The sequence below is a fragment of the Photorhabdus kayaii genome, assembly GCF_025384895.1.
In the GTDB taxonomy this organism is placed as follows: Bacteria; Pseudomonadota; Gammaproteobacteria; order Enterobacterales; family Enterobacteriaceae; genus Photorhabdus; species Photorhabdus kayaii.
In genome coordinates this window covers 1-15,676 of the sequence record NZ_JAJAFZ010000082.1, presented here as the reverse complement: position 1 = coordinate 15,676, position 15,676 = coordinate 1, and the positions used below count along the sequence as shown (strand labels likewise).

Here is a 15,676-nt window from a genome sequence, read left to right as displayed (position 1 = left end):
ATATAAGTCGTCTATTAAATCTGGAAAGGTGGCACTTGTTTGTGAAGGTGGAGGCCAACGCGGCATTTTTACTGCGGGTGTGTTGGATGAATTTATGCGTGTTGAATTCAACCCATTTGATCTACTGCTTGGCACTTCGGCAGGTGCTCAGAACCTTTCAGCTTATATTTGTGGACAGCGTGGATATGCCCGGCGAGCTATCAGTCGCTATACAACTAATCCAGCCTTCTTTAACCCTTTGCGTTTTGTACGTGGTGGTCATTTAGTTGATTTAGATTGGTTTGTGCAGACCGCTTCGCAGGAATTGCCATTGGATATCCCGACAGCTTTACGCAAATTTGAGGCTGGATGTGAGTTTTATATGTGCGCATGTCGTTCAGATAATTTTGAACCTACCTATTTCCAGCCGGATGAGAATAACTGGCTGGAAGTGATTAAGGCATCAAGCGCCATTCCTGGGTTTTATCGCAATGGTGTGACTATCAATGATGTTGTTTATTATGATGGTGGTATCAGTGATGCTATTCCAGTAGAAGAGGCGTATCGGCGTGGTGCAGATACCATCGTGGTGATCCGGACGGTCCCTTCACAGCTCTATTACACGCCTGATTGGATGCAACGAATGGAACGTTGGTTGGGAGATAGCGGTCTGCAAAAGATGGTACGGATGCTACAACAACATGCGAAAAGCTACCACCGCACTCAGAAATTTATTGAAAATCCGCCTAATGATGTGCAGATTTTTGAAATTTATCCGCCTGCACCATTAACTGCCAGTGCATTAGGCAGCCGTTTGCCAGCACTTAGTCGGGATTATCACCTTGGGCGTCGTTGTGGTCGCTATTTCTTGGCGACAGTGGGTCACTTATTTGTTGGTAATAAGTTTAATCTTGGTGACTGCTCCTCATCCTATCGGGAGAGGCTTCCCACTTCAAAGGCAGCAGCTCGTGCATGACAAGTCTTACGCTGGCCTCGATGGGGTAACAACGTTGGACACTTCGCCCGTAGCTTCGGATTAAAGAAGTTATCGAACGCGGTATTCAGATTAATAATCGCCTGTTGCAGCGCGATAGAATCGTATTTTTCATCCCTCAGCCGGGCATTAAGCCCGGCGATAGAAAAGTTGAAGGCATTACTGAATTACTGAATATCGATACCATTTTTGACGAAAATTATATAGATACTTATGCCGTACTGGGCGAGCAACTGTCTTGAGCGATAACGTGAGTTGTTATTACCGCATCTTACGCCACAATGGCATGATATTGGTCAACACATCAGGGGGAGGGCAAGGATCATTCACCTTTGCCATTTTCCACAAACCGGTATGGCTTTTACGGGCAGCATTATTGGACATGAAGACTTGATATAACGAGCCTGTATCGCCGGCATGATTATGGGTATCAAGAAAACCTTTATTTCCCCATCGATTATAGAGGGAGATACTATCTCCTTCTCTAATATTTTCATTTGGTGGTGTGGTTTCACAATAAATAGCCCATTCTAATGTCGCTCTTTTGCGGATATCTGAGGTATAGACTTGATGTATTTCGGTTAATTGTTCATTTTGATCCACCACATCATAATATCGTAAATAACCGCCATCACAGTAATACAGGTTGTGAAGTAAAATAATATCATTATTGATTATTTCACTGCCGACAGATTTTCCTGTTGCTGATTCAATTCTCCAGGCGCCGCCATAAATAGCTAAAGAAGCATCTACCGTTACCACGCCATATTTTGTTCCGGGTTTATTACCGTTGCCAAATACACTGAGATACCCACCGCTCCAGTTCTTGTAGCTGTTTAATATTGTCACGGTATCGCCATATTTAAGTACATTATCCATCATTTCCTCGGAAAATATGTTATACCCGTCATCTTTCAAGTTGCCTCTTTGTTGGCTGCACTCGCTCACCCCGGTCACATAGTTATCTATGCTCCCGGGGATTCACTCCCTTGCCGTCGCGATGCATCTTGAAATCCATAGGGTATATGCCTTTCAAACAACTGATGCTTACCCTGAAATGACTTTCCCTCCGATTATGCTATTAGTGCATAACTTCTGGCGTTATTTCAGGGTTAAGTTATTGTCATGAACAGGTTATCTCGCTTTTTATCTGATCCCTTGTGGACCTAAAATAGGGTCGAATTCCTGCACTGCTGAATATTCATAGCAATGGGAGATAGGAAAAGAAAAGATCAAAAAATTAATTTTTATCGGATAGGGGACTATTTGGCGGATAGCCGACTTTGGCCTGTTATCATGTTACTTGAAGAGGTAAACCATGTTTTTTCTGTTTTTAACCATATTCATATCAGCAAAAACGGTATCATTTTACGGATATATTTGCGTGGTATACAGAAAAAAGCGGCATAATACCGCTTTAATTTATTGATAAATGTCATCTCTACTGATGTTGCCAGCGTATTGTATTTTTGCTTTTTGATTCAGGACTGTGACCAAATTAACACGACTATGCTGTCATCGTAATTATTATTGCCTCCATTGCTGGCACCGATAATGGCTGTTCCCGGTTTTTCGTCAAGGGTGTTATAGGCGTAACGGAGTTTGCAGGGTTTACCGTCGCCTATCATTTCAATGCAGACTTTGCCGGTGCTTGATGAGTAATTTTTAAAGCCCAACACACTATTGGCGCCTTGGCTGATTAATGTATCGACTAACTGATCGTCAATATACACTTTTATCGTTTGCTGATGGGTAGTATTGCCATAGGCTGATAGGCTAAGCTTTATATTATGAGGTAACTGGAAACAGTGTTTACCGGTGTTAGTGCTGCCACATACTCCACCACAGTTTCTATACTCGCTACCTAACGAATCGATATCAACCGATACGGCGGCTTGAACTTTTTTGAAAGTGACTCCGTTCCAGTAAGCTTGAATAAAGGAGGGTTCACCATCGATAACATGAGATTTTGTATTGTATTGGATGTAATAACTATCTTTGAAAAAGTAAATAGTAGAGCCGGCGGTATTCTTCCATAAAATAACAGCATCGAGATCTTCACTAAATCCTGCATATTTCCCGATAGTGCCCCACTGGTCTGAAATGGTTTTCTTATTAATCATGTGTGAACTGACGGTGTAATCGATGCAATTTCTGCCTTTGAAGAAACAGACAACATCTTGTTTTGTATCCACCCATTCTGTGGCTGCGTCGATACCATTTTCAAATCCGGTACCTTTCAATCCCGGCCATCCCTCAATAATGGGTTTTGGCCCATCAATCACCAGGGCTTTGGCTATATCGAATTTAAGGTATTGCGAGCCTTTAAAAAAATATAATGAGCCGTTTAAGTTAATCACATCATCAATATCTTTTTGAAACTCGATAGGGAGAGCAGGCCAATCGTTGCTGATAGTTTGGGGATAACCCGTGTCTGCTTTATCTTCTGAGTCGTTATATCCAATGTTTTCTGAGTTAAGAAAGAAATAGGTCTTTGAATTCATTTTTTATATCCTTAATAAATGGTTAATCTGAATGTCATTCTGATGTGTTTACTCGATTTTCTATTTTCAGATATCACAGTGATATATTTTTGTCTCATGATAATGGCCAATTCAACACTACCACACTATCATCATAATTGTCATTGGAACCATTGTTAGCGCCGAGAATGGCTGTTCCCGGTTTTGCTTCGAGTGTATTATAGGAATAACGGAGTTTGCTGAGTTTACCCTCTCCTATCATCTCGATGCAGACTTTGCCTGTACCTGATGTGTAGGTCCTAACATCCGTTATGTGACTTATTCCCTTATCGGTTAAGGTATCGACTAATCGGTCGTCGATATAGACATTGATTGTTTGTTGATGAGCATCACTATTTACGTAGGCAGTCAGGCCAAATCGAATACTTTGAGGTAGTTGAAAGCAGTGTTTACCGGTGTTATTAATCCTACATGTTCCGCCATAAAATAGCTGCATCTAAATTTGCACTAAATTTCGCGTATTCCTCGGTAATTCTCCATCTTTATTCCAGTTATAATAAAAAAGCGGCATAATACCGCTTTAATTGATTGCTAAATATTATTTTAGCTTATGGTGAAATTTACCAAAATATTTTTAACTTACACCAGAGGCCAATTTAACATTATTACGCAATCATTGTAATTATTATTGGTGGCATTTTCGGCACCGATAATTACTGTTCCCGGTTTCCCATCAAGGGTATTATCAAAATAACGCAGTTTGCTAGGTTTGCCATCTCCTTCAATTTCAATACAAACTTTTCCTGTACCTGATGTATAGGTTTTGGTCGCCATCGGATTATTTGTTCCTTTGCCGGTTAATGTGTCTACCAGAAGGTCGTCAATATAGACTTTTACCGTTTGCTGAATGTTCGTATTATTGTAAGCTGTCAGGCCAAATCGAATACTTTGAGGTAATTGGAAACAGTGTTTACCGGTGTCGCTAGTACCACATTCTCCACCACAATTTGAGGGTTTGGTAGGCGGACAAGGGTCATTGATTTTTTCCATTTTCCACTGGTCTACCTTATGTACTTTACGAGCGCTATTACCAGAAAGAGATACACCATATAACGTGTTTGGTTTGTTGGCATTACCATAACTATTAAGGAAACCTTTATTTCCCCATCGATTATGTAGGCTGATAATTGCTCCTTCTATGATATTTCCCTTTATAGAATAAGGTGTCTCGCAATAAATAATCCACTCTAATGTTTTTGGAGAATATGTATTTATATCAGATGTGACTATCGGGTGTATTTCTCCACTTGGTACCGGTTGATTTGGGCCATCATAATATCCCAAATAACCACCATCGCAGAAAGCCAGATTATGAAGCAAAATAATATCATCATTAATTATTTCACTGCCGATAGCTTTTCCTGTTCCTGATTGTATTCGCCATATTACCCCTAGATCAGAAAAGGAGGGCGCTACAGTTAATACGTTATGTTTTGCGCCCGGGATGTCATTACTTCCATGTGTACTGAGATATCCTCCTTGCCAGTTATTGTAACCATTTAATATTCTTACTGTATCGCCATATTTAAGTATATCCGCCATAATTTATCCTTAATGTTTGTGGTTTATTTTTAACAATGAGTATGACACTGAAATTACCCTGGCTTAATTATTCTGTTTCATAATTTTATGGGTTATTTCAGAATAGGTTATTAAAATCAGCGAAATGCTCAACTTTTTTGTAATCCTAAAAAAATGATTAACGCTTGATTTGGATTAATTATGAATATTAATGGTTGTTGAAGAAAGGCAGAGGATTTGTTTCTTGCTTCTGACAATGAATATATCACTAAAATTACTTTCATTTAATTTACTATATTTCTATCTTGAACTGTGGGGAAATCTCATTATACCGCTTGATTTAATAACGATAGAAAAATAAAAACTTAATTTTTATTGACACGAAGGATACAATTCTAATAAATTGATACTTTGATATAAATAACATTTATACCTAATAGATCATCTGGATGGAACTCAGTCCAATTTTTTCGATCTGAATATAAAAGATTAACGAAAATATAAATAATCGATATTTTGATAAAGGGATTATTATTGTGCGAATGCAAGTTAAAAACTCATTGAAATGAATGGCTTTCATAAAGTAGTTGTTGTAAATATAATGTTTTCTCATTTTTACTTTTCTGATATTTGATTCTTTAGGTTCTTCTATTAATGCATTCGGTAAAGATTTGCCTGAGGAAATCTGAGACAATGTTTTTTGTGACTTGGTAGAAATACTATACCTTATGGATTTCAAGATACATCGCGGCGGCAAGGGAGCGAATCCCCGGGAATATAGATAACTATGTGACCGGGGTGAGTGAGTGCAGCCAACAAAGAGGCAGCTTGAAAGATGACGGGTATATACCTTGACAATGAGTGGTAATGACTAACTGATAAGACAGAGAAACAGATTGTGGCAAAGAAAGAAAAACGGCCTCACCATGACGCGTTATTTAAGCATTTTTTAACGCAGCCCGAAACGGCCAGGGAGTTTTTATCCCTTTATCTGCCCGAAGAAATCCAGTTGTTGTGTGATTTAGCCACATTGAAACTGGAGCCCGGCAGTTTTGTGGATGAGCATTTACGTCAACTGCACAGTGATGTGCTGTACTCGGTTGAAACTGCCCGGGGACAGGGCTATATTTATTGTCTGATTGAACATCAATCCACCCCTGACCCGTTAATGGCCTGGCGGTTGATGTATTATGCCATGTTAGCCATGGCGGCTCACCTGAAAAGAGGCCATACTGAACTCCCTTTGGTGGCGCCTCTGCTGTTTTATCATGGTGAGGTTCGGCCGTATCCTTACTCAAACCGGTGGCTGGATTGTTTTACGCTCCCCGAACAGGCTGCTCGCTTATACCGTCAGGCGTTTCCGTTGGTGGACGTCAGCGTGCTCAGCGATGAAGAGATCCTGACGCATAAAGGGGTTGCCCTGATGGAACTGGTGCAAAAACACATCCGCTGCCGGGATATGCAGGAATGGCTCCTCCAATTGGTGGAGCTCTTGAATGCAGGGTATAATACAACTGAGCAGCGCAATGTGGTGTTACGCTATATTTTACTGAATGGACATACGCTGGATCTCTCACAATTTGTCCATCAACTGATTGAACAATCTCCGGAGCATGAAACGATGTTGATGACTATTGCAGAACAGCTTGAACAAAAAGGGCGCGAGCAAGGTATCAAGCAAGGTATCAAGCAAGGCATTGAGCAAGGTCGAGAAGAAGGTCGAGAAGAAGGTCGAGAAGAAGGTCGAGAAGAAGGTCGAGAAGAAGGCCGAGAAGAAGGCCGAGAAGAAGGTAAACTGGAAACGGCTCGTGCCTTATTACGGCATGGCGTGAGTTTGGACATTATTGTCACCAGTACCGGACTGAGCCGGGATAAAATTGAAATGTTAAAGCATTAAATTAATCTTCTCTTTCACAGTAAAATGCCGATATTCAAGATCGGCATTTTTGTTCTTATTCAGGATGATGGCTATACAAGGGACTTTTACGTTTTCCCGGCGAAGCTGAAACCGGTCAGACTGAAGTAACAATCTCCGGAGCATGAAACGATGTTGATGACTATTGCAGAACAGCTTGAACAAAAAGGGCGCGAGCAAGGTATCAAGCAAGGTATCAAGCAAGGCATTGAGCAAGGCCGAGAAGAAGGTCGAGAAGAAGGTCGAGAAGAAGGCCGAGAAGAAGGCCGAGAAGAAGGTAAACTGGAAACGGCTCGTGCCTTATTACGGCATGGCGTGAGTTTGGACATTATTGTCACCAGTACTGGACTGAGCCGGGATAAAATTGAAGCGTTAAAGCATTAAATTCATCTTCTCTTTCACAGTAAAATGCCGATATTCAAGATCGGCATTTTTGTTCTTATTTATAGGGAGCGAAATGACACCTTATTAAACATAAAATTATCCATCAGCACCTTCTATTATTACTGACATAAATGGGTATCTTTAACCTATTGTTTTTACCTGTTTATTCTCCCCGGCTGAATAAAATTGAGCGTCTGTAGCAATCCTTGCATGAAACGGTGACACGAAATCATGGCTGTCAGTATATGTGGCAGTTGCTTGAGAAAGTGAAAACGTTTTTAAATTCATCCCCCTACATGAATAGCAGAGAATAAAAAGAGTGGGGGTCCATATAAGTTATTTATGATTGTTTTTTATCACCAAACCGAATTGGTTGTGTCAAAATAGAATTTAGCTTTTACATCAAAACTGTTAAATTCCAAACTTTCGGGATATAGTGGTGGTCGTAGTGTCAACTTTGACCATAACACCTTTATTGAGACAAAGTTCATTTTGATTTTCAATAAATCATAAGGCAACAACACGGTGAAAACAGGGCTAAAATAACGCTTTCATATGCTAATAGGATTAGCAGCAATACTGATCATAATCCAATTATTTGATACTTTAACCGGTGGCGCATTAAGTCATTTCGGCATCATTCCCCGATATGCTCAAGGGTTAATTGGTATTCCACTATCTCCATTCCTGCATGGTAACTGGGGGCACTTGTTCAGCAATCTTCCCGCATTATTAGTCTTGAGTGCATTACTTATGACACACTCCATTCGTTATTATGTGCTAGCCAGCCTGTTTATTATCTTTATGGGCGGAACATTAGTTTGGTTATTTGGGCGCACGGCTATTCATATTGGTGCCAGCGGATGGATTTTTGGCTTATGGGGATTGCTGCTGGCTAACGCCTTTTTCCTGAGAAGAGTAAAAGATTTCTTCTTTGCGATTCTCGTGTTTGTATATTACGGTGGGATTGTGTTTGGCTTGTTACCGTGGCAAGCGAATATTTCAACGGAAGGTCATATTTTTGGCGTGATATCTGGGCTGGTTTTCTCTTGGCTATCGAAGCGATGGGTAATAACGAGCCATTAGTTTTATGGTATTGGGGATAAGTAGATTATCCCCATTTCAGATAATTATTAATTTCGGGCGGTTATTTCCATTGCAACGCGACATCATCTATAGGCTGACCCAAAACTTGTTTATCTTTTTTGTAATCATGTGGAATCTGCCAGTTTGAACTATATCCCTGACGAGGAAGCGAGTCGTTTGCACGTTTTACGTAACCAGATCGCAAAGCACCAAAAATATGTTCGTCCTCCTGCATCTCACCTGGCTGAGCATGTGGTGTCACAACGGTAGCATCGCGACGCTCCATCTCGTTCAATAAACGGCAGATATAATCCGCAGATAGATCAACTTTCAATGTCCAAGCGTTATTGATATAACCAAATACACAGGCACAATTAGGGATATTTTGTATCAACGTTCCCTTATAAAGCATGCGATCATGACTTTGTTGCTTTTGCCCATCAATAGAGAGTTCAATTCCACCAAGAAAATGTAATTTCAGCCCAGTTGCTGTAACAATAATATCTGCGGGTAATTCTTTGCCCGATTTTAATAAGATACTGTTTTCAGTTATACGTACAATATGGTCAGTAGCAATAGAGGCTTTACCTTCTTTTAGTACCTTGAATAGGTTATTGCTGGGAATAAGACAGAGCCGTTCATCCCATGGCATGTATTTTGGCGTCAAGTGCTTCATGTCAAAATCTGGGCCGACGCGCTTGCGAGCCAATGCCAGTAAAAACGCTTTCAATAATGTAGGTAAATGTCGACTTATTTTATAAATTAAGCGAAATAGAAAAAGATTGCGCTTTCTGCTCAATGTGTAAATCCAGCGCTGTGGAATAATGCCTTTGCAAAGCTCTGCTATCTTATCCCTTCCAGGCATTGAAAAGATATAACTGGGAGAGCGCTGTAGCATAGTGATATGTTTAGTATCATGTGCCATTGCAGGTAGTAAAGTAACTGCTGTTGCACCACTACCAATGACAACAACCCGTTTTCCTTTATAATCCAACTCTTCAGGCCAGAGTTGAGGGTGAATTACCGGGCCTTTGAAATCTTCAATGCCGGGGAATTTAGGTAAATAAGGCTCATCATAGTTGTAATAACCTGTTGCAGCGACGAGAAAGCGACAGGTAAATTGCCGAGTTTCCCCACTGATTTCGTCAATCGCGGTAACGGTCCACTGGCGAGTCGTATTTGACCAGTCAGTCTGAGTGATTTTTAGCCCAAACTCTATTTTCTTATCAACTTCATACTCTTTTGCCGTTGCATTGATATAACTTCTAATTGAGGGCCCATCGGCAAAAATACTGGTGTCTGTCCAGGGGCGGAATTCATAGCCATAGCTCATCATATCTGAATCTGAGCGAATGCCGGGATAGCGAAATAAATCCCAAGTACCGCCTATCCTCTGGCGACGTTCTAAGATAATAAACTTCTGATCAGGACATTTCCTTGTCAAATGACATGCTACACCAATGCCGGCAATACCCGCGCCAATAATCAAAACATCATAATAGTTATCCATTGTTATTTCTCCTGCAATGTATTTTTTAAACAGTTGAAACTTGCCTAGTTAAAGCAACGTGATTCTTATCGGCACTGACAGTAGCATAGTAATATGAGATTGCTTTAGTCTTACATGGCTTATTACAAGCCTTTAACGTGTCAATATTCTCTGACGCCACAAATAAATAATTAGCCTGAGAATATTTTCAACCCTTCAATATGAATATTGGGAACCATGTTTAAGTCAGGTTATAGATGAAAAAAATACAACCAGAAATTTGCTCAAGCATTTCTGCCTGCGTTTGGATCGATATTGCATGATGAAAGGATTTCGAAGTGAATCTGATAGAACTTAGCGGAGAGATCAGTGATTGAATATCTTCCCAAAGTTTAGATCCTAGCCATTTATAGGGGTATTTTTCGGTTAATTCGATAAAATAATCCAGAGAAGAAGATATTCTCTGAATTATTTTAAACATGTGAAATTGTTCAAGTGTTTTAACCGAACAGCCTTATCTCTCAGGGATGCGATATTTTACTTTTGTTTGTGGTGCAATTTCTAAAGCATGTGTCATTCACACTAGCGGCCAATTCAATATCACAACGCAATCATTGTAATTATTCTTGGTGCCGTTTTCAGCGCCGATAATGACTGAACCGGGTTTTCCATCAAGAGTATTATAGGCATAATGGAGTTTGCAGGGTTTTCCGTCCCCTGTAATCCCAATACAGATTTTACCTGTACCTGATGAGTAAGATTTTGTGGCGGTTAAGTTATCAATTCCTTTGCCGGTTAATGTATCTACCAGAATGTCGTCAATATAGATTTTTATCATTTGCTGATGAACATCAGTATTCGTGTAGGCTGTTAGCCTAAATCTGGTGCTCTGCGGTAATTGGAAACAGTAGTTACCGGTGTCATTATTACCACATGTTCCGCCACAGTTTTGATTACCTAACAAATCTGTATCAACTGATACCGCAGATTGAATTCTGTTGAAGGTAACTCCTAGCCAATTAATTTTATTAGGGGTCGTTGGTCCCCCATCGATAGCATTTAATTTCAGATTAAATCGGATATTAGAGTTACCTTTGAAAATGAAGATATAATGGTATCCACGAGTCCTCCATAAAATTGCGGAATCCAGATTTGTACTGAATTCTGAATATTTCCCAGTTGCTCCCAATTTTTCTGAAATAGTTTTTTTATTAATCGTATGTGAACTTACAGTATAATCGATACACTCGCTGCCTTTAAAGAAACAAATGACATCGGTGATGTTAGGTTTTTTTATATCGATCCATTCCGTAGCTGCATCTATTCCATTTTCAAATTCGGTTCCTATTAATCCCGGCCATCCTTCTACAATGGGTTTAGGTCCCTCAGCTACCTGAGCTTTTGCGATGTCGAATTTAAGATATTGCGATCCTTTAAAGAAATATAAATAACCATTTAAATTAATCACATCGTCAATATGTCTTTGGAATTCGACAGGAAGATTAGGCCAATCTTTACTGACAGGTTGGGGATAGCCTGCGTATACTCCATTCTGACCAGATATTTCATTGTATTTAATATTTTCCGAGTTAAGAAAAAGATAACTGGATGTATTCATTAATATATATCCTTCATGGTTTTTAAATTTGTCATTGATTTTGCATATTTGTTAAATTTACTGTTCATAGATAAAATATATTAACAATGATATTAAGACTATTTGTCGAAACAGAAAAGTTTACGCTTTGAAAATTAATATAAAAGATAGATTATGGCAATGTTATATATTAATAAATTATTTATTTATTTAATGATGTTGTTTTTTTTAAAAAATATAAATATATACTATGGGGTAAGGATTATATTGTGCAATTCAGGTGTAAATCACTATTTTATATTTCTATTTAATTTTATTTTGCGTTTTAATAATAACATATTAAAAATATATTAGATTGATAATGTTTTTATATGAAAAAGCGGCATATAACACCGCTTTAATTTATTAATAATTTTTTGTGGTGAAATTAACCGGGTGTTTTAAACTAATTTACCAGTGGCCAATTCAATACCACCACACTGTCATTGTAATTATTATTGGCGTCATTTTCAGCACCAATAGTGACTGTTCCCGGTTTTCCATCAAGGGTATTATAGGCATAACGGAGTTTACAGGGTTTGCCATCCCCGATAATCTCGATACAAACTTTTCCTGTACCTGATGTATAAGCTTTGGTATCGGTTCCTTTGCCGGTGAATGTATCTACCAGAAGATCGTCAATATAGACTTTTACTGTTTGTTGATGGGTAGTTGTATTAGCATAAGCTATCAGACCAAATCGAATACTTTGAGGTAATTGGAAGCAATATTTACCGCCGTCACTAGTGCCGCATTCTCCGGCGCAATTGGAGGGTTTGGTAACCGGGAGACAAGGATCTTTAACTTGTGTCATTTTCCACAGGCCGGTATAAGGTTTGCGGAGGTTATTAGCAGAAGTATATACATGACATACTGTTTCAGGGACTCCAACCCAACCATTAGTATCGAGAAAGCCTCTGGTTCCCCAACGGTTATATAGCGTAATACTTTCATCTTCTTTGATTTTCCCATCAATAGATGGCATGTCAGAATAAATAATCCACTCTAATGTTTCTGGACGGATGTTTTTATTTGAGGTATGTATCGGGTATATTTCGCCTTCTGGAACCTGTTGATTTGATGCTGCATAATGGCCTAAGTAGCCGCCGTCACATTGATAAAGATTGTAGAGTAAAATAGTATCATTGTTAATAACTTCACTGCCGATGGGTTTGCCCGTTGCTGATTCAATTCGCCAGAATGTTCCGGCTTGAGTGGTGGTTATCACGGTATATTTTCCATCTGAAATACCACTCGTTCCATATACACTAAGATATCCACCATCCCAGTTTCTGAAACTATTTAATATTTTTACGGTATCACCATATTTAAGTATATTCGCCATAATTTCTCCAGAAAGTTTGTTATGTGTTTATGATCGTTGATATATCCCTTGAAATTATTCTGAGCTCACCCTATTACCGCCCCATAATTCTTTAAGTTGAGCCATTGTGATAAATAGGGGGCTTTACTTTTTGTGATTCTTAGTCGGGATAGCAGTAGCGATAAACGCTTGCCGATTGAGTATCAACCCTAATGATTATTCGGTAAAGACAGTGCCTTTGTTACTTACTTCTGACAATGAATAGGTTGTTGAAATTGTTGTTGCTTGATTATTCTGCTTTACCATTACCCGCTATCCCAAGTCTGATTACGTCAGGCACTTACTGTGATGATACATAGTGCTTTTTTTTGCTCTGCGTGTGATGTAAATTGCTTACTGTGTCGATGAAATTTAAGCCAACAGAAATTGGGACTCATAATGTCGAAGTTAATTGGAAATAATCAGGTAGTTGGAACTAATAATATAGTTATTATTGCAGTGGTTGTCGCATTAGTTCAGTTTATTAATGCGTTAGAGTACATGATGGTAACGCCGCTTTTTGTTTATATGTCGAAAGATTTTCACATGCCGGTTACGATGGCGGGGGTTATTGCCGGTGCTTATGTTTTCTCCTCGGTATTTTCTGGCCTGACATCCTTTTTCTTTATTGATCGTTTTAATAAAAGAAAGGTTCTCATTTTAAACACCCTGTTTCTCGGCCTGATTACGTTCCTGACGATTTTCTCCTCAGAACCATACCAACTTATTCTGTTACGTATCATTGCCGGTCTGTTTGGTGGGGTGACATTGGGAGTAGGAATTGGCATCTTACTGAATAACTCCCCGGAAAGTATGCGGGGAAGGGTATTGGGAATTGCGTTTTCATCTTTTTCATTTGTGAGTATTTTAGGTATACCGTTGTGTTTATATTTGGCCGAGAGTTTTAACTGGAAAGTCTCTTTTCTATTTATCGTTATTTTATGCATAGTAAGTTTGCCTCTGATCCTCTTCTTTATCCCAGGAACAGAGAAAGTAAAAAATAATCAGAACAAAATTGTGCTGACCAAAAAAATAACATTAGCTGGAATGGCAAGCGGCGTCAGTAACTTTAGTCCCTTCATGCTTATTCCGATACTTGCTCCGCTATTAACCAATGTATTTTATATCCCGGAAAATCAGGTCTCACTGGTATTCTTTTGCGGTGGTATCGCGTCTTGGTTGGGTACTTATTTAACCGGGAAACTTTGCGATAGATACCCTCCTCAGAGAATTACCATTGCCGCGGCGACGTTATTTATTGTTAATATTTTTCTGGGATTAACGGGAAAAATAAATGGATACGTTTTCTTCTCACTTTTTATGTTCGCGACTTATGTACAGGTGATGGCTGCAAATGTGCTCGCTTCCTATGCCTCGACCCCTGAAAATCGTGCGGGTTTTGGTGCTCTCCAGATGGCATTTTCCAATTTAGGAGCCGGCGTGGTGTTCTTCTTCTCCTCCATTTTCTTAGATGGTAAGGAGATTATTGCTGAGAACGTGCGGCCTATTTTCATACTGACTATGGTTAGCGCTCTGGTATTACCTATATACGTAATAAAATTAGCCCGGATGATGAAAAGAGGGACGAAAAATTTAGTGGATAATGTTTACCATAGCAATTAAGGGAAAATAACGATAGATATGTGAGCTAGCCTTAATGATAAAATATATATTTTGCGCTATATTTTAATTTAAGGCTAATCATTGATATAAGAGGATAGGCGTGATTAATAATAATTTAATGTTATTTTAAGTGTAATGTCACAGGGGGAAATTAATGTTGAAAGGATAATTTAGGTCAATGCTGGATTATAGTGTGCGAAAGGATGAAGTTATTATATACCCGTTATCTTTCAAGTTGCCTCTTTGTTGGCTGCACTCACCCCGATCACATAGTTATCTATGCTCCCGGGGATTCGCTCCTTTGCCGTCGCGATGCATCTTGAAATCCATAGGGTATAAATCCTATCAAAATTATTATTTAACTTACTAATTGATATAGGTGAATAAAATGGAACGAAAATTAAGTAACACTCAGAATAAACCAGCTATTAATATTATCGCAGGAGTAACAAATATTAAATCTATTTATAATAAAATGCCTTGTAAAGTTGTCGTTGAACATGGATATATTGTCAGGAAAAGATTCTCTGTGGATAAAATGTCTGAATGGCATGGCAATTTATGGGCTCCCTGGATAGGTGATAAATATGAACCTAATAAAGCCATTCATATCTATACTGAAAGGGGATTTAAATCTGAATTTGAATTTAATATTTGGATATTTCAGGATTATTGTAATCCACCGAATGAAAATGCGGTTAAGTATTCTATAAATAGGGAATTCACTTACGATAATGCATTAGAGATCTCTGGTAATAATCGAGGTGGAGGAAATAAGATACTGACGTTGAATTTTAATGATAATAATATTGATCTGGAAATGATATAGCATTATGAGATATTGAATATATCGGATAATGTGCTGTACCAATAGACATTTATTGAAATGAAAGCATTTCTCCGCGTGTTGTTCAGTATTTTTGATTACCTTGTCGATAGTTCGGTTGATTGACTATTAGGCAAGTTTTTATTTGAACTAATAATTAAATTATTGAAATGCTGATACGCGTAGAAATCGTTTATCTCTCTAATATCTATTTCATTAAATTATTTCGTTTACCGTTTATTGTAATAAAGAACAAATCTGCTTAATGAAGTGAGTTGTACTGTGTATAGGTTAATACGCTGGTTGATGGAGATATT

General features: G+C 38.7%; 11 protein-coding genes and 4 pseudogenes. 8 read left to right on the top strand and 7 right to left on the bottom strand.

The window, feature by feature from the left end:
- Nucleotides 1-13: 13 nt before the first annotated feature.
- Nucleotides 14-865: pseudogene (locus LGZ98_RS20835) on the top strand (patatin-like phospholipase family protein); the annotation flags it as partial.
- 369 nt (nucleotides 866-1,234) lie between these two features.
- Here the strand turns inward: LGZ98_RS20835 and LGZ98_RS20825 are convergent.
- Nucleotides 1,235-1,930 carry a hypothetical protein gene (locus tag LGZ98_RS20825; protein WP_228902026.1) on the bottom strand — a complete coding sequence of 232 codons (696 nt, stop codon included), beginning with the start codon at nucleotides 1,928-1,930 and terminating at the stop codon, nucleotides 1,235-1,237.
- A gap of 309 nt (nucleotides 1,931-2,239) precedes the next feature.
- Between LGZ98_RS20825 and LGZ98_RS20820 the strand changes: the two genes are divergently transcribed.
- Nucleotides 2,240-2,383, top strand: a complete 144-nt coding sequence (locus LGZ98_RS20820; RefSeq protein ID WP_191214969.1) for a hypothetical protein — start codon at nucleotides 2,240-2,242, stop codon at nucleotides 2,381-2,383.
- Between the two features lie 71 nt (nucleotides 2,384-2,454).
- Here LGZ98_RS20820 and ppxB read toward each other — a convergent pair whose 3' ends face one another.
- The 3 genes and pseudogenes from ppxB to LGZ98_RS20805 all read right to left on the bottom strand — a co-directional run bounded on the left by ppxB (nucleotide 2,455) and on the right by LGZ98_RS20805 (nucleotide 5,058).
- Nucleotides 2,455-3,477, bottom strand: a complete 1,023-nt coding sequence (gene ppxB, locus LGZ98_RS20815) for a photopexin PpxB (RefSeq protein ID WP_113044126.1) — start codon at nucleotides 3,475-3,477, stop codon at nucleotides 2,455-2,457.
- A gap of 94 nt (nucleotides 3,478-3,571) precedes the next feature.
- Nucleotides 3,572-3,998, bottom strand: a pseudogene (locus LGZ98_RS20810) (fucose-binding lectin II); the annotation flags it as partial.
- A gap of 97 nt (nucleotides 3,999-4,095) precedes the next feature.
- Complete coding sequence (locus LGZ98_RS20805) at nucleotides 4,096-5,058, bottom strand: fucose-binding lectin II (protein ID WP_113044128.1); 963 nt, start codon at nucleotides 5,056-5,058, stop codon at nucleotides 4,096-4,098.
- An 877-nt stretch (nucleotides 5,059-5,935) separates the two neighbouring features.
- Here LGZ98_RS20805 and LGZ98_RS20800 point away from each other — a divergent pair.
- The 4 genes and pseudogenes from LGZ98_RS20800 (at nucleotide 5,936) to LGZ98_RS20785 (ending at nucleotide 8,422) form a co-directional block, all read left to right on the top strand.
- Nucleotides 5,936-6,934: an Rpn family recombination-promoting nuclease/putative transposase gene (locus LGZ98_RS20800; RefSeq protein ID WP_113044129.1), complete on the top strand. Its 999-nt coding sequence runs from the start codon at nucleotides 5,936-5,938 to the stop codon at nucleotides 6,932-6,934.
- 129 nt (nucleotides 6,935-7,063) lie between these two features.
- A pseudogene (locus LGZ98_RS20795) lies at nucleotides 7,064-7,336 on the top strand (ISNCY family transposase); the annotation flags it as partial.
- Nucleotides 7,337-7,476: 140 nt separating this feature from the next.
- A pseudogene (locus LGZ98_RS20790) lies at nucleotides 7,477-7,650 on the top strand (IS630 family transposase); the annotation flags it as partial.
- 241 nt (nucleotides 7,651-7,891) lie between these two features.
- Nucleotides 7,892-8,422 (top strand): rhomboid family intramembrane serine protease, encoded by a 531-nt coding sequence (locus LGZ98_RS20785; RefSeq protein WP_113043519.1) that lies wholly within the window; start codon nucleotides 7,892-7,894, stop codon nucleotides 8,420-8,422.
- Between the two features lie 61 nt (nucleotides 8,423-8,483).
- Here the strand turns inward: LGZ98_RS20785 and LGZ98_RS20780 are convergent, their stop codons facing one another.
- From LGZ98_RS20780 to LGZ98_RS20770, 3 genes are all read right to left on the bottom strand, one after another.
- The gene (locus LGZ98_RS20780; RefSeq protein ID WP_113043518.1) at nucleotides 8,484-9,932 is read right to left on the bottom strand and encodes a flavin-containing monooxygenase; all 1,449 of its coding nucleotides are present in this window, start codon (nucleotides 9,930-9,932) and stop codon (nucleotides 8,484-8,486) included.
- Nucleotides 9,933-10,488: 556 nt separating this feature from the next.
- Nucleotides 10,489-11,529, bottom strand: a complete 1,041-nt coding sequence (locus tag LGZ98_RS20775) for a fucose-binding lectin II (RefSeq protein WP_113043517.1) — start codon at nucleotides 11,527-11,529, stop codon at nucleotides 10,489-10,491.
- Nucleotides 11,530-11,953: 424 nt separating this feature from the next.
- Nucleotides 11,954-12,892 carry a fucose-binding lectin II gene (locus LGZ98_RS20770; protein ID WP_113043516.1) on the bottom strand — a complete coding sequence of 313 codons (939 nt, stop codon included), beginning with the start codon at nucleotides 12,890-12,892 and terminating at the stop codon, nucleotides 11,954-11,956.
- Between the two features lie 417 nt (nucleotides 12,893-13,309).
- Here LGZ98_RS20770 and LGZ98_RS20765 point away from each other — a divergent pair, with 417 nt between their 5' ends.
- Nucleotides 13,310-14,533, top strand: coding sequence for an MFS transporter (locus LGZ98_RS20765; protein WP_113043515.1), 1,224 nt, complete (start codon nucleotides 13,310-13,312; stop codon nucleotides 14,531-14,533).
- A gap of 388 nt (nucleotides 14,534-14,921) precedes the next feature.
- The gene (locus LGZ98_RS20760) at nucleotides 14,922-15,362 is read left to right on the top strand and encodes a hypothetical protein (protein WP_113043514.1); all 441 of its coding nucleotides are present in this window, start codon (nucleotides 14,922-14,924) and stop codon (nucleotides 15,360-15,362) included.
- Nucleotides 15,363-15,676: the final 314 nt, after the last annotated feature.